We start from the raw sequence: 21861 nt of genomic DNA, 5'->3' as shown, positions 1-21861 counted from the left end.
CGGTGTCCGAACACGGCTCGACTTCGTCCTCTGGTGAATGCGAAGCAATGGCCTCGAGCTAGCGAAGCGCCCGGCGGATCGTGATCGGGCTCACCGCGAAGTCGTAGGCGAGAGCCGCGATCGTCTCTCCGAGCTGGCGACGTTCGCGGATCTCCGCCTTGTCGTCTTCGCTGAGGAGTTGCACTTTGGCGCCTGAGACCGCCACGCCGTGCCGCCGCAGCGCATCACGAACCGTGTTGCGCAGGATGCCGAAGCGCTCGGCGAGCCGATACGTCGACTCGCCAGCATGATATCCATCGATCAGCGCTTGTATGGTCGCGCGCGGCAGCGCCACCTGCTTGACGTCCACAAGCTGCCTCTGGGTGTTGCGTTCTGAGAGCGCAGTACCCAGCAGCGCATGCAGATCGACGCACCGACGCGCTATTTGCAGGTAAACATGCAGCACCCCGACCAGACCACATGAGGAGGGATGATCCTCAGGGATCCCCCCTCCTCTTGCGTCTACCCGTTATCCGACCCCGCTCAGTCGCCAAATTCCCGACGCTGACGCATCCGTCCGTCGGAGTCCAGTTCGATGATGGTGTCGATGCCGATCCGTTCCAGGAACGCGAAGTCGTGGCTGACGATGAGCAGCGCCCCGCGGTACGCATCGAGGGCCTCGGCGAGCTGTTCGACGCTGGAGATGTCGAGGTTGTTGGTCGGCTCGTCCAGGATCAGCAGCTGGGCGGGCGGCTCGGCGAGGAGCAGCCGGGCGAGCGAGACGCGGAATCGCTCGCCGCCGGAGAGCGTGCGCACAGGGCGATCGACGCTGTCACCGCGTAGGAGCAGGCGCGCGAGCTGGTTGCGGATGGTTCCGGCCGGCGTGCCGGGAGCGACGGCCTGCACGTTGTCCATCGCGCTGGCGTCGTCGTCGAGACCGTCGAGACGCTGCGGAAGGAAGCCGACGAGCTCGGTCACGAGTCGGCCATGAGGCCGCCCTGGTACCGGCTCGGTCCGACTTAGCAGCTGTTCGATCAGGGTCGACTTCCCCGCCCCGTTCGCGCCGATGAGCGCGACGCGCTCCGGCCCCTGGACCACGATCGTCCGGCCTTCGTCCTCCAGTTCGGCGAGGCGCCTGCCACGTGGCACGTCGGGATCGGGCAGGACGAGGTGGATGTGCTCCTCGTCGCGAACCCGCGCGTCGGCAGCATCGACCGCGGCCTGCGCGGCCTGGACCTTGTCGTCGAGCGTCGACCGCAGCGATCCCGCCGACGCCTGTGCCTTGCTGGCGCGGTTCCCGGCGAGGATCTTCGGGATGCCGCCGTCCTTCTGCGTCTTCTTCCCGGTCCGCTCGCGGCGCGCCAGCTTGGTCTCCGCCTCGACGCGCTGCTTCTTCTCGACCTTCAGCGTCTGCTGGGCGGACCGGGCGGCCTGCACCGCCGCGGCCTGCTCCTGCTGCTGCTGCTCCTTCCACGCGCTGTACGGGCCGCCGAACGTCTCCAGCCTCCCGCCGTACAGCTCGGCGGTGTCGTCCATGTGCTCGAGCAGCTCGAGGTCGTGGCTGACGACGACGAGAGCGCCAGGCCACTCGTCCACGAGCTCGGCCAGTTTCGCGCGCGTGAGGCGATCGAGGTTGTTGGTGGGCTCGTCGAGAACGGTGATCGGGGTGCGGCGGATGCGCAATCCCGTGATCGCGATGAGCATGCCTTCTCCCCCGGAGACTTCAGCGATCCGGCGGTCGAGATCGGCGGCCGAGAAGCCGATCTGATCCAGCGCCTCCGCCGCACGGGACTCGATGTCCCAGTCGTCGCCGATCGCGTCGAAGTGGCGCTGATCGACGTCGCCGGACTCGATCGCCGTGATCGCGTCGAGGATCGACCGGATACCGAGCAACTCCGCGACCGTCGTGTCCTGTCGGAGCGTGAGCGTCTGCGGCAGGTGACCGACCTCGCCGCTGGTTTCGACGCGCCCTGAGGTGGGGCGCAGCTCTCCCGTGATGAGGCGGAGCAGCGTGGACTTCCCGGCGCCGTTGCGGCCGATCAGCCCGGTCCGGCCGACGCCGAACGTGCCGTTGACGCGGTCGAGCGCGACCGTGCCGTCCGGCCATTCCAAGGTCAGGTCGCGCAGGGTGATGGCGGATTTCGTAGACATTGCGGTGTTTCTCTCTTCTCTGCCGTCATGCGCCGAGGGGCGTGACGGGAGCAGTTCTGCGGGGCGCCGGCGAGGCCGGCAGGTCAGTCGACCACGGAGGCGAGTGCCGATCACGCGAGAGGACGCGCCGAAGGGGCGGCGCGGGACGTCACTGCGTCCGCACGCGCAACCGCGACGGGGTCATGCGTTCGCATTCGGGCACTCAAGACCGAGGTCGGTGCGAGGGGAAACCTGCCGGCGAGGAACACGCCGTGTCGACGTCTCAGAAGGAGACGGACTCGTGCGCGAAAGAAGTTCGTTCACTGATGCGGCCGACGACCGCACACGCGAAAGCCACCGGCGGTTCGGTGGCTAGGCTCTGTCGACCTCGATCGTTTCCATCGCGATCACCTTACCAGCCGCAGACTCACGACTTTCGACCGCTCGCGCGCGGCACGGCCCCGACGTCGCCCCTCCCGGGCGCGAACGTCCGACGCCCCGCGTAGGGTCGGACCATGTCGACGATCACGACGAAGGCAGCGACGCCCACGGAGTGGGAGGACGTGCAGCGCGCGCTCACCGGAGGCGGCGACGGCGCCTCGTGCCAGTGCGTCTGGCCGGTGCTGCGCAACAAGGACTGGAACGCCACGACGAAGGATCAGCGGGTCGGGATCCTCCGGGACGAGATCACGACCGGTCCCCCGCCCGGCATCGTGGCGTATCGGGACGGCGAGGCCGCCGGCTGGATCCGCATCGGCCCACGCCCCGCCCAGGCCCGCCTCGCCTACACGCGCACGATCGTCGCCGCCACGCAAGAACCGCTCGACGATGGCAGCGTGTGGGCGGTGACGTGCTTCTCCGTGCGCCGCGACCATCGCGGACAGGGGTTGAACGCCGCCCTCCTCGCGGCGGCTGTCGACCATGCGCGCGAGTCCGGCGCCCGCGTCGTCGAGGGCTACCCCGTCGACACGGCTGCGGTGAAGGTGTCGTCGAACGAGCTCTTCCACGGCGCGCTGTCGACCTTCCTCGCCGCGGGGTTCTCGATCGTCGGCGAGCTGCGGCCCGGACGCCCGCTGGTCAGCCTCGAGCTCGCGGGATGATGATGACCGCCGATACGGCGGCGGGCCGCAAGTCTCCTCGCTCCTACGATGGAGGGATGCAGAGCCGCACCCGACTTCGCGCCCTGTGGCCGTTCGCGCCGTACGCCGTCGTCGCCCTGGTCCATGTGATCGCCCTCGCCACACACAGCCCTCTTGCGGTGCCGACGAAGGCGCTGCTGATGCCGTTGCTCGCGATTCCCGTGGTGCTCGCCTGGAAGGCCCTGGCGCCACGGGGCGGCGCCGTCCTGCTCACCGTGGCCCTGTTCTTCTCCTGGCTCGGCGACGAGGCAGGGCTGTTCTTCCCGTTCGCGCCGGAGCTGCCGCTCATGCTGGGCTTCTTCGGGCTCGCGCACGTCGCCTACATCGTGCTGTTCCTCCGCCATCTGCGCGTGCGCCGGCTGCCGCTGTGGACCGTCGTGTACGTGCTCTGGTGGCTGTTCATGATCGCCGTCCTCGGACCGCACACCGGATCCCTCTTCGCGGCCGTGGCCGCATACGGCATCGTGCTTGCCGGGACGGCCGCGACCTCGGCGCGCTGCCGCGCGATGATCGCCTGGGGCGGCGTGTTCTTCCTCTCGAGCGACTCGATCCTGGCCTTCCGTCTGTTCCTGCCCGACGCGATGCCCGACTGGACGAGCCCGGCCGTCATGATCACCTACACGATCGGACAGGGGCTGATCGTCGCCGGCGCACTCCTGACCCTGCGCCATGGCGGGACCGCCCCGGCACCTGCCGGCGCTCCCACCGGCGTCGTCGACCGCGGCACGGAGTCCCTCGCATGAACACGGAACCCTGGGCGAGCGGCCCCGTCCGCATCGACAGCTGGCTCTGGGCCGTGCGCGTGTTCAAGACCCGTTCTGCGGCGACCACCGCCTGCCGCGCCGGCCATGTCCGGCTCAACGGCGATCGGGTCAAGGCTGCGCAGACCGTGAAGATCGGCGACGAGCTGCGGATCCGGATCAGCGGATTCGACCGGATCCTGATCGTCCGCCAGACCCTGGTCAAGCGCGTCGGTGCTCCCCTGGCGGCCGTCGCCGCCGAGGACCGCACACCGCCCCGCGATCCGATGGCCGCCGCGGGCCTGCGGGATCGCGGAGCAGGTCGTCCGACCAAGCGGGAGCGCCGCGACATCGACCGGCTGCGCGGGCGCGACCAGGCCGGAGAGCGCACCGACCGGTGATCGAGAATTGTCTTGTGATCAGGGAGAAGAGTTTTCCACACCCCCTCCTGAGATCGAAGCTTTGTTCTATAATGGGAGCATGGCCGACGCCCCGCTCCCTCCCGCCGCAGATCGCGGCGCGCTGCTGGATGCGTGGGTGGTGAAGCGGGCCGAGATCGCACGGCTCGAGGGCGAGGCCTCCGAGCTGCTGACCGCCAGGGCCGAACTCTTCGACGCGGATGTTCGCGCCGACCCGCAGCACCGTGACATGATCCGCCGCTCGATGATCGCGGAGTACTCGGCCGCAGGGCACATCTCCAAGACCGCCGCCGAACTCGGTTTCAACGATGCGGAGGCTCTGAACGAGTTCTTCCCCGGGCTGCGCGACGCCCTGCGCCAGGGCGCGATCACGGTGCAGCACGTCCGCGTGCTGGTCGCCGCCGCCGCACCTGTTCGCGAGGCGGTGCTCAACGGCCACCTCGACGCCGAGACGCTTGCCGTGTACGAGACCGCCGCCCTCGCGATCGCCGAGCAGGAGTCGCCGGCGCGCACCCGGCCGCACGCTCGACAGATCGCGGCGACCCTCGCGGGAGAGAGCATCCGAGAGCGCCACGCCAGAGCGGCAGCCGAACGCGAGATCACGATCCGTCCCCTCGACGACGGGCTGGCGCTGCTCACGGCGGTGCTGCCGGAGGTGTATGCCGTCGCGATCATGGATCGCCTCCGCAGCCTCGCAACGGCCGTCGCCGCCGCGGATACGGGTCACGCCCTTCACGACCCCGAGACCGACGCCGGCGCGTCCACGCCGGTCGAGCCCGACGCCGGACCCGAGTCCGACGCCCGCCCCGAGTCCGACGCCCGCCCCGAGTCCCTGACTGCCGACGGACGCACCCGCCGCGAGATCGAGGCCGACGCCTTCATCGACCTGCTGCTCGCCGCGACCCCCTCCGAGGCGCTCGGCACGGGCCTGGACCGGATCACCGCGACCGTGCAGGTGACGATCGCCGCCACCACCCTCGCCGGAGAGGACGACCGGCTCGCCGAACTCGACGGACACGGTCCGCTGCATCCGGACATCGCCCGCGACTTCGCACGTCACGCGAGCGGATGGAACCGGCTGTTCCTGGACGAGACCGGAATGGTCACCAAGGTGGACCGCTACACGCCGACCACCGCGATGAAGCGGTTCCTGAGGGCGAGGGATCAGCGCTGCCGCTTCCCGGGGTGCCACACTCCGGCCCGCCGCTGCGACATCGATCACAATGCGGACTACGCCCTGGGCGGGCCCACCGAGATCACCAACCTGAGCGGCTTCTGTCCGGGGCATCACGCGCTCAAGCACCCCGATCTCGGCGAGGGCCATCGCTGGACCGCGCATCAGCTCCCCGATGGAACCCTGCGCTGGACGAGTCCGATCGGCCGCGCCTACGACGACCGCGCGCCGCGGCGCGTCATGTTCGTCTGAGTTCTTCCGGTACTGCCGGTGCTACTCCGCCGACAGCGCCGCCCCATCTGGCTCGTCGAGCTCGTCGAGCTGATCGAGCTGGTCGAGCAGCCAGCGCACGGGCCGCACCTCGGCCGGACCGCCGTCGCCCGTCAGCGTCTCGATCCGCGCCGTCAGGCCGCGATCGCTCGTGACCACGAACACGCGATCCCCCGCCGCCACGCGTTCGCGCGCGACGTCGACGATCGCATCGTCGCCGGCCGCGGAAGCCCGCACGATCTCGACCGCGCACGCCACATCGTCGCTGTCGGCGGGGTCGGCGACCTCCCGCGCCGCGCCTTCCGCGACGAGCACCATCCGCGGATGCCAGCGCGTCGAATCCAGCGCGACCCGCTCCGCCGAGACCCCGCGCCGAGCCCACACATCCAGCCGGTCGCGAAGGCGCGCGGTCGCTCCCGCCCGATCCCTCCACCAGCCGTCCGGCACGGATCCGACCACGTTCGCCGCATCCACCACCACGACCGGCCGTACGTCCAGCAGCGCCCGCAGCTCCGGCCACGCCTCGGCGAAGCCCGGGTGCAGCGCGCGGTGGTCCACCTCGTCGACCGGCACCCACTGCAGCGCCAGGCTCTCCGGATCGCTGATCACGGGCTCGAACGGCGTGACCACGTCGGCGACGACGGTCGTGTAGCTCCAGATCCCGAGGTCCAGCACGCTCTCGAACTGCGCCCTGACGGCGCCGTCCGGCACGCCGGCCTCCTCCTGCGCCTCGCGGATCGCGCCCTCACGGGCCGACTCGCCCTCGTGCAACGCCCCGCCGGGCAGCGCCCAGGTGCCGCCGTGGTGGCTCCAGGCGACCCGGTGCTGCAGCAGCACGCCGCGCTCCCTGTCGTGGGCGAGCAGCCCCGCGGCGCCGTAGCGGCCCCAGTACCGCTCCCCCGTCGGCGCCACCACCCAGGCATCGCCGCTGTTCAGCGGCCCGTGGGGGCGCCGGGGCTCGCCGGGTTCCGGGGGAACGATCGTCACCCCTCCAGCCTTTCACACGCCGCCCATCGATGGCTCTGTGCGACGGATCGTTGCACGCCGCCACCGTTGCGAGAATGGTGTGCATGAACGACGCCTACGAAGTGGACGACGACCCTTCCCGGATCCAGACCGACGCGGTGTGGACCTGGCTCTCGACCGAGGTCTACTGGGGTCGCTGGCGCACGCGCGCCGACGTCGAGGCCCAGCTCGCGAACGCCTGGCGCGTCGTCGGCGTCTATCGCGCCGGCACCGGCGAGCAGGTGGGTTTCGCTCGTGCGGTCTCGGACGGCGTCGGGTTCGCCTACCTCGCCGACGTCTACGTGGATCACGCGCACCGCGGCCACGGCCTCGGCAAGCGCATGATGCAGCTCATGATCGATGACGGCCCTGGCGCCGACATGCGCTGGACGCTGTTCACGAGCGACGCGCACGGCCTCTACCGGCAGTTCGGGTTCACCGAACCCGACCGCACGGCGATGGTGCGCGCGTCACGCCAGGGCTGACGGAACAGGAACGGCGCCGCCCCTGAGGTCGGCGCCGTGACCGTCAGCGCTGCCGGCGCTCGCGCACCCGCATGTTGATCACGATCGGGGTGCCCTCGAAGTCGTACAGCTCGCGCAGGCGCCGCTGGATGAACCGGCGGTAGCCCGGGTCGAGGAACCCGGTCGTAAACAGCACGAATGTCGGCGGACGCGTGGTCGCCTGCGTGCCGAACAGGATCCTGGGCTGCTTGCCGCCCCGCAGCGGGTGCGGGTGCGCGGCGACGAGCTCGGAGAGGAACGCGTTGAACTTGCCGGTCGGGATCCGGCGGTCCCAGTTCTCCAGCGCGGTCTCCAGCGCCGGGACCAGCTTGTCCAGGTGACGGCCGGTCTTGGCCGAGATGTTCACGCGCGGCGCCCAGGCGACGTGCGCCAGGTCCTGCTCGATCTCGCGCTCCAGGTACCGGCGACGGTCCTGGTTCTCCATGTCGTCGTCGAACAGGCGGTCCCACTTGTTGAAAGCGAGCACGAGTGCGCGGCCCGACTCCAGCACCATGTCGATGATGTTCAGATCCTGCACGCTGATCGGCTGGCTCACGTCGAGCACGACCACGGCCACCTCGGCCTTCTCCAGCGCGGTCGACGTGCGCAGCGACGCGTAGAAGTCCGCGCCCTGCTGCAGGTGCACGCGGCGGCGGATGCCGGCGGTGTCGACGAGGCGCCACAGCTTGCCGCCCAGCTCCACGACCTCGTCCACGGGGTCGCGCGTGGTGCCGGCGAGCTCGTTGACGACGACGCGCTCCTCCCCCGCCGCCTTGTTCAGCAGCGAGGACTTGCCCACGTTCGGCCGACCCAGGATCGCGACGCGGCGGGGTCCGCCGATCTCGCCCTTGGCGACGGCGGACACCTCGGGCAGCTTCTCCATGATCGCGTCGAGGAGGTCTGCGACACCGCGTCCGTGGATCGCGGACACCGGGTACGGCTCGCCGAGACCCAGGTTCCACAGCGCGGCGGCCTCCGGCTCCTGCCGGGCGTCGTCGATCTTGTTCGCGACGAGGAAGACCGGCTTGCCGCTCTTGCGCAGCAGCTTCACGACGTGCTCGTCGGTCGAGGTCGCTCCGACCATCGCGTCGACCACGAACAGCACCACGTCGCTGAGATCGATCGCGACCTCGGCCTGCGCGGCGACCGAGCGGTCGATGCCCTTCGCGTCGGGCTCCCAGCCACCGGTGTCGACCAGCGTGAAGCGCCGGTCCATCCACTCGGCCTTGTACGTGACGCGGTCGCGCGTGACACCGGGGGTGTCCTCCACGACCGCCTCGCGACGGCCCAGGATCCGGTTCACGAGCGCGGACTTGCCGACGTTCGGCCGCCCCACGATCGCGACGACCGGAAGGGCGGGCAGGAATTCGATCCCGTCCTCGCCCGCGACGAGGCCTGCGAGCAGCTCGGCGTCCTCGTCGTCCAGGTCGTAGTCCTCGAGGCCCGCACGCAGGGTCGCGGCGCGCGACTCGACGAGCTCCTCGTCCATCGCGTCCAGCTTCTCGGCGAGACGGTCTTCGCCGCCCTCGTATTCTTCTTCGTCAGCCATTGTCGGCTCCTCGCTGCGCTCCGGGCGCACGTCGCTCGATCACCGCGATCACGGCATCGATGGTCTCCTCGAAGTCGAGGTCGGTCGAATCCACGACCTCCACTCCTTCCGCGGCGGTGAGGAAGTCCACCACCGCGCTGTCCTTGGCGTCGCGGTGGTGCAGCGCGGCGGCGACCGCCCCGGCATCCTCCGCGTCGAGCTCCGCGGCCCGGCGCGCCGCACGCACCTCGGGGGCCGCGGTGAGCAGGATCCGCACGGGGGCGTCGGGGGCGACCACGGTCGTGATGTCGCGCCCTTCCACCACCACGGCCGGATATTCGGCCTCGCGGGCGATCCGGCGGAACGCGTCGTTCACCTGCACGCGCACGGCGGGCACGCGCGCCACGCCGCTCACGGCGCCCGAGACCCGCGGTTCGCGGATCGCGTCCGTCACGTCCGTCGCTCCGACGTGCACGAGGCGGTCGTCGGGGTCGAGCCCCTGGGCGAACGGGAAGTCGGCGGCGGCGGCCAGCACCGCGGCCTCGTCGGCGGTGTCGTCGCCGCGGTCCAGGACGTGCCAGGCCAGCGCGCGATAGGCGGCGCCCGTGTCGAGGAAGCCGTAGCCGAGGCGTCGGGCGACGGCCTTGGACACGCTGGACTTGCCGGATCCGGCAGGGCCGTCGATCGCGACGATGAACGGCGTGTGCGCCACGGCCCCTGAGCCGGTCGAAGGGTCAGTCATCGGGCATGCTCGCAATCCGCCATCCCCTGGCCTCGAGTCCTTCGACCGCGCCGCGCAGGGCGGCGGGCGTCACGCTGATCTCGGCCAGGCCGAACTGCGCGCCCGGAGAGTGCTCCAGGCGCAGGTCCTCGACGTTGACCTCGAGCTCGCCGAGCTCGCCGAAGAGGCGGCCGAGCTGCCCCGCGGTGTCGTCGATCATCACGACGAACGACTCGAACCGCCGGTTCTGGCCGTGCTTGCCCGGCAGGCGCTCGACGCCCTCGTTGCCGTGCCGGATCGCCTCGGCGACCGTGCGCCGGGATCCGGTGCGGTCGGGGTCGCGCAAGGCGTCGGCGACCTGGGCGAGCTCCGCCGCGAGTGCGTCGAGCACCGAGACGACGGGCGCCGCGTTCGCGCCGAGGATCTGCACCCACAGCTCGGGGGCGGAGGCGGCGATGCGCGTGGTGTCGCGGACGCCCTGGCCGGCGAGGCGGAGCGAGCCGTCCTCGGCGTCGGCGAGACGGGCCGCGAGCAGGCTCGCGACGACCTGAGGGACGTGCGAGGTCAGCGCGACGGCGCGGTCGTGCTCCTCCGGCGTCATCTCGAGCGGCATCGCCTCGAGGTCGAGAGCCAGCCCTTCGACGAGCGCGAGATCCGCCGCACGGGTCTCCTCGTCGCGGCACACCACCCACGGGCGGCCGATGAAGATGTCCGCGCGCGCCGAGATCGCGCCCCCGCGCTCGCGACCGGCCAGCGGATGGGATCCGATGTACCGCGTCAGATCCACGCCGCGCTCGCGGAGCACGCGCAGCGGCTCGAGCTTCACGCTCGCGACATCGGTGACCACGGCGTCCGGGAAGCGCTCCAGCTCGGCCTCGATGACGTCGGCCGTCACGTCCGGCGGCACGGCGACGACCACCAGCGACGGCGCATCGTCCTCGCGGGCGGCGCGCCCCGCGCCGTAGTCGATCGCGAGCCGCAGCTGGGCGGGCGAGGTGTCGGCGAGGGCGACGTCGACGCCCTTCGCGGTCAGGGCGTGCCCGATGCTGGCGCCGAGAAGCCCCGCGCCGACGATCCGGATGGTTCCGGACAGCCGCGCGGCACGCTCGTTCGGCGTCCTGCTCGTGTCGCTCACTCGTTCTCCTGCGCGTCTCCCGGGTCGGCTTCGGTCCCTGAGGCTCTCGAAGGGTCCGGAGCGCCGTCCGCGGGGGAATCCTGGCGCGACAGGGTCAGAAGCGCGCCGAGTTCGATTTTAGTCAGTTCACGGGACTTCCCCGCAGGGAGCGTTCCCAGGTGCAGCGGGCCAAACTGGCGCCGCACGAGTTCGGTGACCGGGTGCCCGACCGCCGCGAGCATCCGGCGCACGATGCGATTGCGCCCGGAGTGCAGGGTGAGCTCGACGAGGCTGGATCCCGCGGACGAGTCCAGCAGCCGCGCCTTGTCGGCGACGATCCGTCCGTCCTCGAGCTCGATGCCCCTGGTGAGCTTCGCGATCGTCTGCGCGGTCACGACACCCTCGACCTTGGCGATGTAGACCTTGGTCACCCCGAAGGAGGGGTGCGCGAGCACGTGCGCGAGGTCGCCGTCGTTCGTGAGGATGAGCAGCCCGCTGGTCTCCGCGTCCAGGCGCCCGACGTTGTAGAGACGCTCCTCGTAGTCCTTCGTGAAGCGGCGCAGATCCGGCCGCCCCTTCTCGTCCTTCATCGAGGAGACCACACCGGTGGGCTTGTTCAGCATGACGTAGCGCTTGCCGGTGTCCAGCTGCACGGCGGTGCCGTCCACGTCGACCAGATCGTTCTCCGGATCGATCCGCCGGCCGAGTTCGGTGACGACGGATCCGTTCACGCGGATGCGTCCCTCGACGATGTACTGCTCGATCACGCGTCGCGATGCGACGCCCGCGTTCGCGAGCACCTTCTGCAGGCGCACGCCGTTCTCCGAGAAGCCGGCAGGGGGGATTTCGTTCGACATCATGCCCTTTCGCTGAATCCTTCTGAGCCGTCGTCGAGCAGCGGCGAGATCGGCGGCAGCTCGTCGAGCGAGTTGATGCCGAGGTTCTGCAGCAGCGCGTCCGTCGTGCCGTAGTTGATCGCACCGGTCTCGGAGTCCTGGAAGAGCTCGGTGATGAGCCCGCGCCCCAGGAGCGTCCGCACGACGGAGTCGACGTTGACCGCGCGGATCGAAGCCACCTGGCTGCGGGTGACCGGCTGCTTGTACGCGATCACCGCGAGGGTCTCGAGCGCCGCCTGCGACAGTCGCGCCGGGGCCTGCCCGCCCACGAAGTCCGCGACGAGATCGTCGTAGTCCTCGCGCACGTAGAGCCGCCATCCCCCGCCGACCTCGCGCAGCTCGAAGCCGCGCCGCGGGCCGTGTCCCCGGCCGTCGTACTCGTCGACGAGCGACTCGATCGCCTGCCGCACGGCCGGCACGGGTGCGCCGACGGCGGCGGCGAGGGACACGAGGCTGTGCGGCTCGTCGATGATGAGCAGGATCGCCTCGAGCTTCTCCGTGAGGGGCAGCGCCACGGTCACGGAGTCCTCGGTCAGGGTGTCATCGGTCATAGTCGGCTCCCAACGTCGCCAGCATCTCGTCGGTCCACTGCTCGGCCGACCACCGCAGGGTCAGCTCGCCGAGCGGCTCCAGCTGCTCGAAGGAGAGCGCCGCATGCCGGTACAGCTCCAGCACGGACAGGAAGCGGGCCACCACGATCCCCGGTTCCACGGCCCCCGCCACGATCTCACGGAACGTCACAGACTCCGCGCTGCGCAGCAGCGTCACCACGATCGCGGCCTGTTCCCGGATGCTGACGAGCGGGGCGTGCAGGTGGTCGAGGCCGACCGTGGGGATCTCCTTCGGCGCGAACGCGAGCAGGGCCAGCGTGCCGAAGTCGGCGGCGCTGAGCGTCCACACCAGCTCCGGCGTGCGCGCACGGTGCTTCTCGTCCAGCCGCACCGCGCGGGCGTGACGCCGGTCCTCGTACTGCAGGCTGCGCGCGAACCAGGTCGACACCTCCTTGAACGCGCGGTACTGCAGCAGCCGCGCGAACAGCAGATCCCTGGCCTCCAGGAGCGCGACCGACTCGGCGTCGACGAGCTCGCCCTGGGGCAGGAGCCCTGCGACCTTCATGTCGAGCAGGGTCGCCGCGACGACGAGGAACTCGCTCGTCTCGTCGAGGTCCTCATCCGGGCCGAGCTCGCGCAGGTAGGCGATGAACTCGTCGGTCACCTTGCTCAGCGACACCTCTGTGATGTCCATCTCGTGCTTCGAGATGAGGTTCAGCAGCAGGTCGAACGGCCCGTCGAAGTTCGACAGGGAGACACGGAACCCGGTCTCGGGTTCGGGGATCGGGGCGTCCTCGGGGATCGCGTCAGGCGACGGCGCCACGGGCGACCAGCTCCCGGGCCAGTCGCAGGTACGCCTGTGCGGCGGGGTGCTCCGGCGCGAACTCGGTGATCGGCACTCCCGACACCGAGGCGTCGGGGAACTTCACGGTGCGGCCGATCACGGTCTCCAGCACGTCATCGCCGAACGCCTCGACCACGCGCTCCAGCACCTCGCGAGAGTGCAGCGTGCGCGCGTCGTACATCGTCGCGAGCAGGCCGTCGAGCGTGATCGAGGGGTTGAGGCGGTCGCGCACCTTGTCGATGGTCTCGATGAGCAGGGCGACGCCGCGCAGCGCGAAGAACTCGCACTCCAGCGGGATCAGCACGCCGTGCGCGGCCGTGAGGGCGTTGACCGTGAGCAGGCCGAGGGACGGCTGGCAGTCGATGAGGATGACGTCGTACTCCCCCGCCACCTGACGCAGCACGCGGGAGAGGATCGTCTCGCGGGCGACCTCGTTGACGAGGTGCACCTCGGCGGCGGACAGGTCGATGTTCGCCGGGATCAGATCCAGGCCCTCGACGTGCGTGTGCACGATCGCCTCGTGCGCGTCGCGCTTGGTGTCCAGCAGCAGGTCGTAGACCGTGGGGATGTCGTGCGTGGGGATCCCCAGGCCGGCCGAAAGAGCGCCCTGCGGGTCGAAGTCGACGGCGAGCACCTTGCGCCCGTACTCGGCGAAGGCGGCGGCGAGGTTGATCGACGTCGTGGTCTTGCCGACGCCGCCTTTCTGGTTGCAGAGGGCGATGATCCGCGCGGGACCGTGCGCCTTCAGCGGAGCAGGGATGGGGAAGCCCTGGTAGGGACGCCCGGTCGGCCCGATCGGGGTGTCGTCCTTCGTCTTCTTCGCCACGTTTCTCCTGCTCGTCGTGCTCGATCGATCATAGCCGCCGACGAGGTTCCGGCCCCGGCCCCACACGCCGGTCCGCCGGATCAGCGGGTGCGCATCCTCTCCTTCGCGGCCGCGATCAGCCCGTCGAACAGTCCGGGATCCTCATCCGTCTCCGGATGCCACTGCACTCCGACCGCGAACCGCTCGCCCTCGGCCTCCATCGCCTGGAGCACCCCGTCCGTGTCATGGGCGACCGGGAGATAGCCGGGATGCCGCGCGACCGCCTGGTGGTGGTGCACGGGGACCGTGATCTCGGGCGCCACCAGGCCGGCGACCCGACCCTCGGCATCGACGCGCACCGCGGCTGAGCCGTAGGACGTCGGCCCTCCCCCGTGCGCGCCGTGACCGACCACGTCGGGGAGGTGCTGCACGAGGGTTCCCCCGGCCGCGACCGCCATGAGCTGCATGCCGCGGCAGATGCCGAGCAGGGGCAGCCGGATCCGCTCGGCCTCGGCCAGCAGCGCGAGCTCCCACGCATCGCGGTCGTCGTACCAGCGGACCACGCTCGGGTCGGGCTCCTGCCCGTAGCGGGCGGGGTTCACGTCCGCTCCGCCCGCGATGAGGAGTGCGTCCAGGCGCGCGAGCACGTCGCCCGCCGCACCAGGAGCCGCGACCGGAGGCAGCAGCAGCGGCACACCGCCGGCGCGCTCGATCGAGCGCGCGTAGTCGCTCGGGAGGAGGTCGGCCTCGACCTGCCGCCAGGTGCCCCAGGAGGCTTCCTGGCGGTAGGTCGTGAGTCCGACGACGGGGCGCGGCTCAGTCAAAGTCCGAATCCAGCGGCGTCACGTACGCGTTCGAGAGTCCGCCGTCGACGAGGAAGTCCATCGCCGTGATGAAGCTCGACTCGTCGCTGCCGAGGAACGCCACCGCGTTCGCGATCTCCTCGGGCTCGGCGAAGCGCCCCATGGGGACGTGCACGAGCCGGCGCGCGGCCCGCTCGGGATCCTTCGCGAAGAGCTCCTGCAGCAGCGGGGTGTTCACCGGGCCGGGGCAGAGCGCGTTGACGCGGATGCCCTTGCGGGCGAACTGCACGCCGAGCTCGCGGGTCATCGCGAGCACGCCGCCCTTGGACGCGGTGTAGGAGATCTGCGAGGTCGCCGCGCCCATGATCGCCACGAACGACGCCGTGTTGATGATGGATCCGCTCCCCTGCTCGAGCATGTACGGCAGCACCGCCTTGCAGCAGTAGTAGACGCTGGTGAGGTTGACGTCCTGCACCAGGTTCCACGCGTCGATCCCGGTCTTGAGGATCGAGTCGTCCGACGCGGGCGAGATCCCCGCGTTGTTGAAGGCGATGTCGATGCGGCCGTAGGTGTCGTGCGCGACTTCGAAGAGGTTCTCCACCTCGGCCTGGTCGGTGACGTTCACCTTCACGAACACGCCGCCGAGCTCCTCCGCGATGCGGGGGCCGTTCGCCTCGTCCAGGTCGCCGATGACGACCTTCGCCCCCTCCGCCACGAACTTCTTCGCCGTCGCCAGTCCGATACCGCTGCAGCCGCCGGTGATGACGCCGACCTTGCCTTCGAGCTTTCCCATTCCTGTGTTGCCTTTCGCTGTGTGGGGAGGGTTCAGTACGTCGTGGAGATGAACACGTTCTTCACCTCGGAGAAGGAGTCCGGCGCGTCCGGTCCGAGCTCGCGCCCGAGCCCGGACTGCTTGAACCCGCCGAAGGGGGTCCAGTAGCGCACCGAGGAGTGCGAGTTGATCGAGAGGTTGCCGCTCTCGACGCCGCGGGCGACGCGCAGGGCGCGGCCGACGTCGCGGCTGAAGATGGATCCGGAGAGGCCGTACTCCGTGTCGTTGGCCTTCGCGATCGCATCGGCCTCGTCGCGGAACGGCATCACCGCGAGCACCGGGCCGAAGAGCTCCTGCGCCCACACCGGATCGCTCGCGCTGCGCGGCAGCACGACCGCCGGCGCGAGCCAGAACCCGCCGTCCCAGTCCGCACCTTCGGCGCTCTGGCCGCGGAACGCGACGTCGGCGCCGTCCAGGTGCGCCGCGACCGCGTCGCGCTGCCGCGCCGACACCATCGGCCCCATCTCGGCGTCCTCCGCCGACGGATCCTTGACCCGGAACGCCTCGACCGCGGGCTGCAGCAGCTCGAGGAACCGGTCGTAGACGTTCTCCTGCACGAGGATCCGCGAGCGGGCGCAGCAGTCCTGCCCCGCGTTGTCGAGGCCCCCGCCCGGGGCCGCCGCGGCCGCCGCCTCGAGGTCCGCGTCGTCGAACACGATGTTCGCGTTCTTGCCGCCGAGCTCGAGCGTGACGCGCTTGATCTGATCGGCGCATCCGCGCATGATCCCCTTGCCCACCTCGGTGGACCCGGTGAAGCACACCTTGCGCACGAGCGGGTTCGTGACGAAACGGTCGCCCACCACGCTGCCCTTGCCGGTGATGACCGTGAAGACGCCCTCCGGGAGTCCCGCCTCCAGGGCGAGCTCGCCGAGGCGCATCGCGGTGAGCGGGGTGAGTTCGGCGGGCTTCAGCACCACCGTGTTGCCTGCGGCGAGCGCGGGGGCGAAGCCCCAGCCGGCGATGGGCATCGGGAAGTTCCACGGCACGATGATGCCGACCACGCCGAGCGGCTCGTGGAACGTGACGTCGATCCCGCCGGCGACGGGGATCTGCTTGCCGAAGTGCCGCTCGGGGCTCGCGCTGTAGTAGTTCAGCACGTCGCGGACGTTGCCGGCCTCCCAGCGGGCGTTGCCGATCGTGTGGCCGGCGTTCGCGACCTCGAGGGCGGCGAGCTCGTCGATGTGCGCCTCGACGACGCTCGCGAACGAACGCAGCAGCCGGGCGCGGTCGCCGGGTGCGATCGCCCGCCACGCGGGGTAGGCGCGATGGGCGCGCTCGATCGCCGCATCCGTCTCGGCGAGGTCCGCGAGCCCGACGTCGCCCACCGGCCGGCCGGTCGCGGGATTCAGGACGGTGAAGGCGCCGGCGGCGCCGTAGCGGGAAGAAGGGATCCTCATGCGCTCAGCCTCTCGAAATCTCTGATGAACCCGTTCACAGCCGCTCGAAGCCGCGACGCAGCTCCCAGTCGGTGACCGCCGCGTCGAAGGCCGCGATCTCGACATCGGCGTAGTTCACGTAGTGGCGCACCACATCCTCGCCGAAGACCTCGTCCGCGATGGCGGACTGTGCGAGCGCCTCGCGCGCCTCGTGCATCGTGGAGGGAACCGTGGGAGCGCCGGACTCGTACGCGTTGCCCTTCGTCTCCGGCTCGAGCGGCAGCTCGTGCTCGATCCCGTACAGTCCGCCGGCCAGCATGGCGGCGAGTCCGAGATACGGGTTCATGTCCCCGCCGGGCAGCCGGTTCTCCATGCGGGCCCCCGCGCCGCGCCCGACCAGGCGCACCGAGCTCGTGCGGTTGTCGATGCCCCAGGCGACCGCGGTCGGCGCGAAGGATCCCTTCACGAACCGCTTGTAGGAGTTGATGTTGGGCGCGTAGAAGAGCGTGAAGTCGCGCATGGTCGCGAGCACGCCGGCGATGAAGTGGTCGTACAGCGCCGAGCGGGCGCCACGCTCCTCGTCCCAGAACACCAGGGCGTCGTCGTCCTTGCCGCGCAACGACATGTGCACGTGGCAGGAGTTGCCCTCGCGCTGGTTCGGCTTCGCCATGAAGGTGATCGACTGCCCGTGCTGACGGGCGATGTCCTTCGAAGCCGTCTTGTAGAACGAGTGGTTGTCCGCCGTGGTGATGACCTCGTCGTAGAGGAACGCGATCTCGTGCTGACCGAAGTTGCACTCCCCCTTCGCCGACTCCACGTTGAGCCCCGAGGCGTACATCGTGTTGCGGATCTCGCGCAGCAGCGGCTCGACGAGCGTGGAACCGAGGATCGAGTAATCGATGTTGTAGCGGTTGGCCGGCTCCAGGTCGCGATAGCCGGAGTCCCACGCGCGGTCGTACGGGGTGTTGAAGATCACGAACTCCAGTTCGGTGCCGGCGAGCGCCTTCCAGCCGTGGGCGGCGGCGCGCTCGGTCTGCGCGCGCAGGATCTCGCGCGGCGAGACCCGCACGGACGCGCCGTTGGTCCCGGCGAGGTCGCACTGGATCATCGCGCTTCCCGGCCGATGCGGCAGGAGCCGGATGGTGGCGAGGTCCAGCACGAACTCCATGTCGCCGTAGCCGTCCGCCCAGGACGCGTGCGCGTAGCCGTCGACCGTGTTCATCTCGACGTCGACGGCGAGCAGGTAGTTGCACCCTTCCGTGCCGTGGCCGAGCACCGAGTCGAGGAAGAAGCGCGCGTGCAGGAGCTTGCCCTGCAGCCGTCCCTGCATGTCGGTGAACGCGAGGATCACGGTGTCGAGAGAGCCGTCCAGGATGCGCCCGCGCAGCTGCTCGACGGTGAGCATGCGGTCGTTGCGGGCGGGGACGATGAGGTCGGAGGAGTTCATGTGCAACGTGTCCTTTATTTCAGAAGGCCCTTGAGGAGTGCGGCGGTCGCGTCGCAGTGGGCGGTCATGATGTCGCGCGCCAGGTCGGCGGAGCCGTCCAGGATCGCGGCGACGATCGCGCGGTGCTCGGTCTCGGAATGGTCGATGTTGGTCTTGAGGAACGGGATCTCTGCGAGGAGCTGATGGATCCGCACCTGCACCGCGCTGCAGGAGCGGGACAGTTCGTCGGATCCGCAGACCGTCGCGATCGCGAGGTGCAGCCGGGCGTCGGCCTGGCGGTAGTCGGCCGGCGTCTCGGCGGCCGCGAGGTCGGCGAGGCTCTCGGCGAGGAGCGTGCGCTGCGCCTCGTCCAGCGGGGTCAGCGCCGCCCGGTAGGCGGCGCCCGGCTCGATGACGGAGCGGAACACGATCACATCGTCGATCTCGGCGCGGCGCGGCGGGGTCTGGTCGGCCGGCCACTGCTCGGCGGCCGGCAGGACGACGGTGCCCCCTCCGCGCCCCCGGGTCGTCGTGACGAGCCCGGCGGCACGGAGGGCACTGATGGCCTCTCTCAGGGTGGCGCGGGAGACGCTGAGCTTCTCGGCGAGCTCGCGCTCGCCGGGCAGCTTCGTCCCCACCCGGAAGATCCCGAGCCTGATGGCCGATCCGAGCTGCTCCACGCAGCTCTCGAAGGCCATGTGGCCGCGGACCGGGTGCAGCGCCGCATCCACCAGAGGAGAGTCCATCGCATCCGTCATGTCGTGATCATTCCTCCAGGAGCTTCTCCGGCGCCAGGGTGAGGTGCTCGGCCTCGACGCTGGACGCCATGAAGTCGCGCTTGCCGTACGCGAACCACAGGACGATCGAGAGGAGCGCGACCACGACGACGGCGACGGGCGCGTAGTTGAACGTGTCGATCGTGATCGGGTTCACCGGCGGCAGCACGAACAGGATGATGATGAGCACCACCCAGACGACGGCGATCCAGCCGACGACCGCGCTCCACCGGCCCAGGTTCCAGGGGCCCGGGACGAAGCTCTTGTCCAGCCGGCGCAGGAACACCGGTGTGACGTAGGCGATGTAGAGCCCGATGACCGCGACCGATGTGACGGCGAGGTACGCGGTGGTGTTGAACAGCGCCGGCGTGGTCAGGATGATCGACAGCACCACGCACAGCCAGATCGAGTTGGTCGGCGTGCCGGTGCGCTTGTTGACCTTCGCCCAGATCCGCGAACCGGGGATCGCGTTGTCCCGCGAGAAGGCGTAGCTCATCCGCGAGTTCGCCGTGACCGAGGCCATGCCGCAGAAGAACTGCGCGCCGCAGACGATGAACAGCAGGAACTTCGCCATGGTCGGGTTGTTCAGCGCGTCCAGGAAGATCTGCGCGGGAGGCAGACCGGTCTGGGATCCGAGCAGGCCGGCGATCCCCTTGTCGCTGCCGTCCTGGATGGCGGCGGTGATGGAGAAGAGAAGGATCCAGCCGCCGATGATCGAGATCACGACGCTCATCACGATGCCCTTGGGCGCGGCGATCGACGCGTTCTTGGTCTCCTCCGCGACGTGGGCGGAGGCGTCGTAGCCGGTGTACGTGTACTGCGCCATGAGCAGACCCATGAGGAACACGTACGGACCGAACGACCAGCCGGTGCCGTTGTACCAGTGCGTGAACGTCCACCCGACGTCCTGGTGCTGGGTGGGCATGATCCACAGGGCGCCGACGATGACGAGAACGCCGACGATGTGCCACCACGCGGACACGTTCGAGAGCAGGCTCACGATGTTGACGCCGAAGGTGTTCAGCAGCCCGTGCACCACGATCAGCGCGATGAAGAGGAGGAAGGTGGTCTGCGGCGTCGGCTCGACGCCCCAGACCAGGTTCGCGAACGCCATCATCGTGGTCGCCGCGCCGAAGTCGATCGCGGCCGTCACCGCGACCTCTCCGAGGAAGTTGAACCAGCCCACGGTCCACGCCCACTGGCGCTTGTTCCGCTTGGCGAGCCGTCCCGCCCAGAAGTACAGACCGCCGGCGGTCGGGTACTTCGAGCAGACCTCGGCCATGGCCAGGGCGACCATGAGCACGAAGACGCCGACGACCGGCCAGCCGATCGTGATCGCCGAGGGGCCGCCCGAGTTCAGGGCGATGGCGTAGGACGTGATGCATCCCGCGAGGATCGAGATGATCGAGAAGGAGACGGCGAAGTTGCTGAACCCCGACATCCCCCGATGCAGTTCCTGCTTGTAGCCCAGGGCGGCCAGGGCTGCGGCGTCGTCGTCGATCGGGTGCGAGCCCGGCGCCTCTGTCGTATCGCTCATGGAATGCTGCCTGCTTTCAGTGGAGGGAGCGTGTGCAGCGATTCTGGCGCTCACGCCCCTCGACTGTCAATGGTCTGACTTCAAACCATTAGCCGCGCAGCGCCTCCACCGGCTCGATGCGCGATGCCCGCCGTGCGGGATACCAGCCCGACAGCGCGCCGACGAGCACCCCGACGACGACCCCGGCGATCGCCACCAGCGGATCCACGACCGGTGCCCAGCCCTGCAGCGCTGCCACGAGCACGACGGCGTTGACGCCGACCGCCGCGCCGATCACCCCGCCGACCAGGCCGATCACCAGGGACTCGACGAGGAACTGCCGCCCGACCTGCCGGCTGGTCGCCCCGAGAGCACGACGCAGCCCGATCTCCCCCGTCCGCTCCATCACCCCCAGCAGGGTCACGTTCGCGATGCCGAAGCCGCCCGCGAGCAGGACCACCCCGCCGAGCAGCAGGAGCACCAGATTGACGTCGCCCTGCACACTGCGGCTGAGGTCCCCCCTGACCGAGGGCGCCTGCGCCTGCAGTCCCTCCGGAGCATCGGGCTGGAGGGCGACGACCGTCTGCTTCGCGAGCTGAGGCCCTGCTCCCGGCATGATCCGGATGTCGAGCTCGCCGGGCGCGGCCAGCCGGAAGTCGCTCCGCGCCGTCCCCACCGGGATCAGCACCGCATCGGCGAGATCCGACCGCTGCATCGGGCCCAGCACCCCGATGACCGCATAGGCGACCCCGTCGATGAACAGCGAGGGGCGCGCGCCGACCTCGGCGATCCCGAGCCGCTTCGCCGCCTCGTCCCCGAGCACGGCGACCCGGTCGGCCCTGGCGTCGTGCCCTCCGTCGAAGAACCGCCCTGAGACGACCCGCGCCTCGAGCGCTTCCGGCATCCCCGCGGATGCGGCGAACAGCGCCGGCGAGGAGGCGGGCGCCGCCGAGGGGTCGTTCACCGGCACCGCCGTGATCGAATCCGAGTCCCCGAGCGGCACCTCGGCGATGAGCGCCGAGGCGAGCACACCCGCGAGGCGGTCGACGCGCTCCGCGCCGTCCCACGGGATCCGCCCGGTGGCCACGCTCTTGCTCTGCGAGCCCCCGGTCTGCGCCTGCGCGGGAGACACCACCATCTGGGTCCCCGCGGCGGTGTCGAACTGCCGTGCGATCTGGGCGGAGGCGGTCTGCGCGAAGCCGACGGTCGCGACGAGGGCGCCGATCCCGAGCACCGTGCCCAGGATCGTCGCCAGCAGGCGCGCCGGCCGGGATCCCAGGTCGCTCGTGGCCTCGGCGACCAGGTCCTGCACCG

General features: G+C 70.2%; 22 protein-coding genes. 5 read left to right on the top strand and 17 right to left on the bottom strand.

Annotated elements, in window-relative coordinates:
* Positions 1-58 precede the first annotated feature (58 nt).
* Complete coding sequence (locus tag B7X32_RS03055) at positions 59-445, bottom strand: hypothetical protein (RefSeq protein WP_292715849.1); 387 nt, start codon at positions 443-445, stop codon at positions 59-61.
* A 77-nt stretch (positions 446-522) separates the two neighbouring features.
* Entirely contained in the window at positions 523-2130 is a 1608-nt protein-coding gene (locus B7X32_RS03050) for an ABC-F family ATP-binding cassette domain-containing protein (RefSeq protein WP_292715846.1), read from the bottom strand.
* 494 nt (positions 2131-2624) lie between these two features.
* Between B7X32_RS03050 and B7X32_RS03045 the strand changes: the two genes are divergently transcribed.
* From B7X32_RS03045 to B7X32_RS03030, 4 genes are all read left to right on the top strand, one after another.
* Positions 2625-3209 carry a GNAT family N-acetyltransferase gene (locus tag B7X32_RS03045; protein WP_292715844.1) on the top strand — a complete coding sequence of 195 codons (585 nt, stop codon included), beginning with the start codon at positions 2625-2627 and terminating at the stop codon, positions 3207-3209.
* A gap of 56 nt (positions 3210-3265) precedes the next feature.
* The gene (locus B7X32_RS03040; protein WP_292715841.1) at positions 3266-3991 is read left to right on the top strand and encodes a lysoplasmalogenase; all 726 of its coding nucleotides are present in this window, start codon (positions 3266-3268) and stop codon (positions 3989-3991) included.
* Positions 3988-4389: an RNA-binding S4 domain-containing protein gene (locus B7X32_RS03035; RefSeq protein WP_292715838.1), complete on the top strand. Its 402-nt coding sequence runs from the start codon at positions 3988-3990 to the stop codon at positions 4387-4389. Before B7X32_RS03040 ends, B7X32_RS03035 begins: the two co-directional genes overlap by 4 nt.
* Positions 4390-4468: 79 nt before the next feature.
* A complete protein-coding gene (locus B7X32_RS03030) occupies positions 4469-5833 on the top strand; it encodes an HNH endonuclease signature motif containing protein (RefSeq protein ID WP_292715835.1) in 1365 nt (454 codons plus the stop codon).
* A gap of 21 nt (positions 5834-5854) precedes the next feature.
* Here the strand turns inward: B7X32_RS03030 and B7X32_RS03025 are convergent, their stop codons facing one another.
* On the bottom strand, positions 5855-6838 hold the full coding sequence (locus B7X32_RS03025; RefSeq protein ID WP_292715832.1) for an NUDIX hydrolase: 984 nt from the start codon (positions 6836-6838) through the stop codon (positions 5855-5857).
* 83 nt (positions 6839-6921) lie between these two features.
* Here B7X32_RS03025 and B7X32_RS03020 point away from each other — a divergent pair, with 83 nt between their 5' ends.
* Positions 6922-7341 (top strand): GNAT family N-acetyltransferase, encoded by a 420-nt coding sequence (locus tag B7X32_RS03020; protein ID WP_292715829.1) that lies wholly within the window; start codon positions 6922-6924, stop codon positions 7339-7341.
* A gap of 43 nt (positions 7342-7384) precedes the next feature.
* Here B7X32_RS03020 and der read toward each other — a convergent pair whose 3' ends face one another.
* From der to B7X32_RS02950, 14 genes are all read right to left on the bottom strand, one after another.
* Positions 7385-8908 (bottom strand): ribosome biogenesis GTPase Der, encoded by a 1524-nt coding sequence (gene der, locus B7X32_RS03015; RefSeq protein WP_292715827.1) that lies wholly within the window; start codon positions 8906-8908, stop codon positions 7385-7387.
* Positions 8901-9629, bottom strand: coding sequence for a (d)CMP kinase (gene cmk / locus B7X32_RS03010; RefSeq protein ID WP_292715825.1), 729 nt, complete (start codon positions 9627-9629; stop codon positions 8901-8903). The genes der and cmk overlap by 8 nt, the downstream gene beginning before the upstream one ends.
* Complete coding sequence (locus B7X32_RS03005; protein WP_292715822.1) at positions 9622-10743, bottom strand: prephenate dehydrogenase; 1122 nt, start codon at positions 10741-10743, stop codon at positions 9622-9624. The genes cmk and B7X32_RS03005 overlap by 8 nt, the downstream gene beginning before the upstream one ends.
* A complete protein-coding gene (locus B7X32_RS03000) occupies positions 10740-11579 on the bottom strand; it encodes a pseudouridine synthase (RefSeq protein WP_292715879.1) in 840 nt (279 codons plus the stop codon). The genes B7X32_RS03005 and B7X32_RS03000 overlap by 4 nt, the downstream gene beginning before the upstream one ends.
* A complete protein-coding gene (gene scpB, locus B7X32_RS02995; protein WP_292715819.1) occupies positions 11579-12169 on the bottom strand; it encodes an SMC-Scp complex subunit ScpB in 591 nt (196 codons plus the stop codon). The genes B7X32_RS03000 and scpB overlap by 1 nt, the downstream gene beginning before the upstream one ends.
* Positions 12159-12992 carry a ScpA family protein gene (locus B7X32_RS02990; RefSeq protein WP_292715815.1) on the bottom strand — a complete coding sequence of 278 codons (834 nt, stop codon included), beginning with the start codon at positions 12990-12992 and terminating at the stop codon, positions 12159-12161. Before B7X32_RS02990 ends, scpB begins: the two co-directional genes overlap by 11 nt.
* A complete protein-coding gene (locus tag B7X32_RS02985) occupies positions 12976-13839 on the bottom strand; it encodes a ParA family protein (protein ID WP_292715812.1) in 864 nt (287 codons plus the stop codon). Before B7X32_RS02985 ends, B7X32_RS02990 begins: the two co-directional genes overlap by 17 nt.
* A gap of 80 nt (positions 13840-13919) precedes the next feature.
* The gene (locus B7X32_RS02980; RefSeq protein ID WP_292715809.1) at positions 13920-14642 is read right to left on the bottom strand and encodes a gamma-glutamyl-gamma-aminobutyrate hydrolase family protein; all 723 of its coding nucleotides are present in this window, start codon (positions 14640-14642) and stop codon (positions 13920-13922) included.
* Complete coding sequence (locus B7X32_RS02975; RefSeq protein WP_292715806.1) at positions 14635-15414, bottom strand: 3-oxoacyl-ACP reductase; 780 nt, start codon at positions 15412-15414, stop codon at positions 14635-14637. Before B7X32_RS02975 ends, B7X32_RS02980 begins: the two co-directional genes overlap by 8 nt.
* A 32-nt stretch (positions 15415-15446) precedes the next feature.
* On the bottom strand, positions 15447-16850 hold the full coding sequence (locus B7X32_RS02970; protein ID WP_292715803.1) for an aldehyde dehydrogenase family protein: 1404 nt from the start codon (positions 16848-16850) through the stop codon (positions 15447-15449).
* A 34-nt stretch (positions 16851-16884) separates the two neighbouring features.
* Positions 16885-18276 carry a glutamine synthetase family protein gene (locus B7X32_RS02965; RefSeq protein ID WP_292715801.1) on the bottom strand — a complete coding sequence of 464 codons (1392 nt, stop codon included), beginning with the start codon at positions 18274-18276 and terminating at the stop codon, positions 16885-16887.
* Between the two features lie 14 nt (positions 18277-18290).
* On the bottom strand, positions 18291-19013 hold the full coding sequence (locus B7X32_RS02960) for an FCD domain-containing protein (protein WP_292715798.1): 723 nt from the start codon (positions 19011-19013) through the stop codon (positions 18291-18293).
* A gap of 7 nt (positions 19014-19020) precedes the next feature.
* Positions 19021-20568: an amino acid permease gene (locus B7X32_RS02955; protein WP_292715795.1), complete on the bottom strand. Its 1548-nt coding sequence runs from the start codon at positions 20566-20568 to the stop codon at positions 19021-19023.
* Positions 20569-20656: 88 nt separating this feature from the next.
* Positions 20657-21859, bottom strand: coding sequence for an ABC transporter permease (locus B7X32_RS02950; RefSeq protein WP_292715792.1), 1203 nt, complete (start codon positions 21857-21859; stop codon positions 20657-20659).
* Positions 21860-21861: the final 2 nt, after the last annotated feature.

It is taken from the genome of Microbacterium sp. 13-71-7 (genome assembly GCF_002257455.1).
Taxonomy (GTDB): Bacteria; Actinomycetota; Actinomycetes; order Actinomycetales; family Microbacteriaceae; genus Microbacterium.
The sequence above is the reverse complement of the archived record's forward strand: the minus strand, read 5'-3'. Positions and strand labels throughout refer to the sequence as shown.

Excerpts from the sequence above, each read along its gene's own strand:
- B7X32_RS03050 (WP_292715846.1), bottom strand. The coding sequence starts at position 2,130 with ATGTCTACGAAATCCGCCATCACCCTGCGCGACCTGACCTTGGAATGG.
- B7X32_RS03045 (WP_292715844.1), top strand. The coding sequence starts at position 2,625 with ATGTCGACGATCACGACGAAGGCAGCGACGCCCACGGAGTGGGAGGAC.
- B7X32_RS03040 (WP_292715841.1), top strand. The coding sequence starts at position 3,266 with ATGCAGAGCCGCACCCGACTTCGCGCCCTGTGGCCGTTCGCGCCGTAC.
- B7X32_RS03035 (WP_292715838.1), top strand. The coding sequence starts at position 3,988 with ATGAACACGGAACCCTGGGCGAGCGGCCCCGTCCGCATCGACAGCTGG.
- B7X32_RS03030 (WP_292715835.1), top strand. The coding sequence starts at position 4,469 with ATGGCCGACGCCCCGCTCCCTCCCGCCGCAGATCGCGGCGCGCTGCTG.
- B7X32_RS03020 (WP_292715829.1), top strand. The coding sequence starts at position 6,922 with ATGAACGACGCCTACGAAGTGGACGACGACCCTTCCCGGATCCAGACC.
- der (WP_292715827.1), bottom strand. The coding sequence starts at position 8,908 with ATGGCTGACGAAGAAGAATACGAGGGCGGCGAAGACCGTCTCGCCGAG.
- cmk (WP_292715825.1), bottom strand. The coding sequence starts at position 9,629 with ATGACTGACCCTTCGACCGGCTCAGGGGCCGTGGCGCACACGCCGTTC.
- B7X32_RS03000 (WP_292715879.1), bottom strand. The coding sequence starts at position 11,579 with ATGTCGAACGAAATCCCCCCTGCCGGCTTCTCGGAGAACGGCGTGCGC.
- scpB (WP_292715819.1), bottom strand. The coding sequence starts at position 12,169 with ATGACCGATGACACCCTGACCGAGGACTCCGTGACCGTGGCGCTGCCC.
- B7X32_RS02975 (WP_292715806.1), bottom strand. The coding sequence starts at position 15,414 with ATGGGAAAGCTCGAAGGCAAGGTCGGCGTCATCACCGGCGGCTGCAGC.
- B7X32_RS02970 (WP_292715803.1), bottom strand. The coding sequence starts at position 16,850 with ATGAGGATCCCTTCTTCCCGCTACGGCGCCGCCGGCGCCTTCACCGTC.
- B7X32_RS02965 (WP_292715801.1), bottom strand. The coding sequence starts at position 18,276 with ATGAACTCCTCCGACCTCATCGTCCCCGCCCGCAACGACCGCATGCTC.
- B7X32_RS02960 (WP_292715798.1), bottom strand. The coding sequence starts at position 19,013 with ATGACGGATGCGATGGACTCTCCTCTGGTGGATGCGGCGCTGCACCCG.
- B7X32_RS02955 (WP_292715795.1), bottom strand. The coding sequence starts at position 20,568 with ATGAGCGATACGACAGAGGCGCCGGGCTCGCACCCGATCGACGACGAC.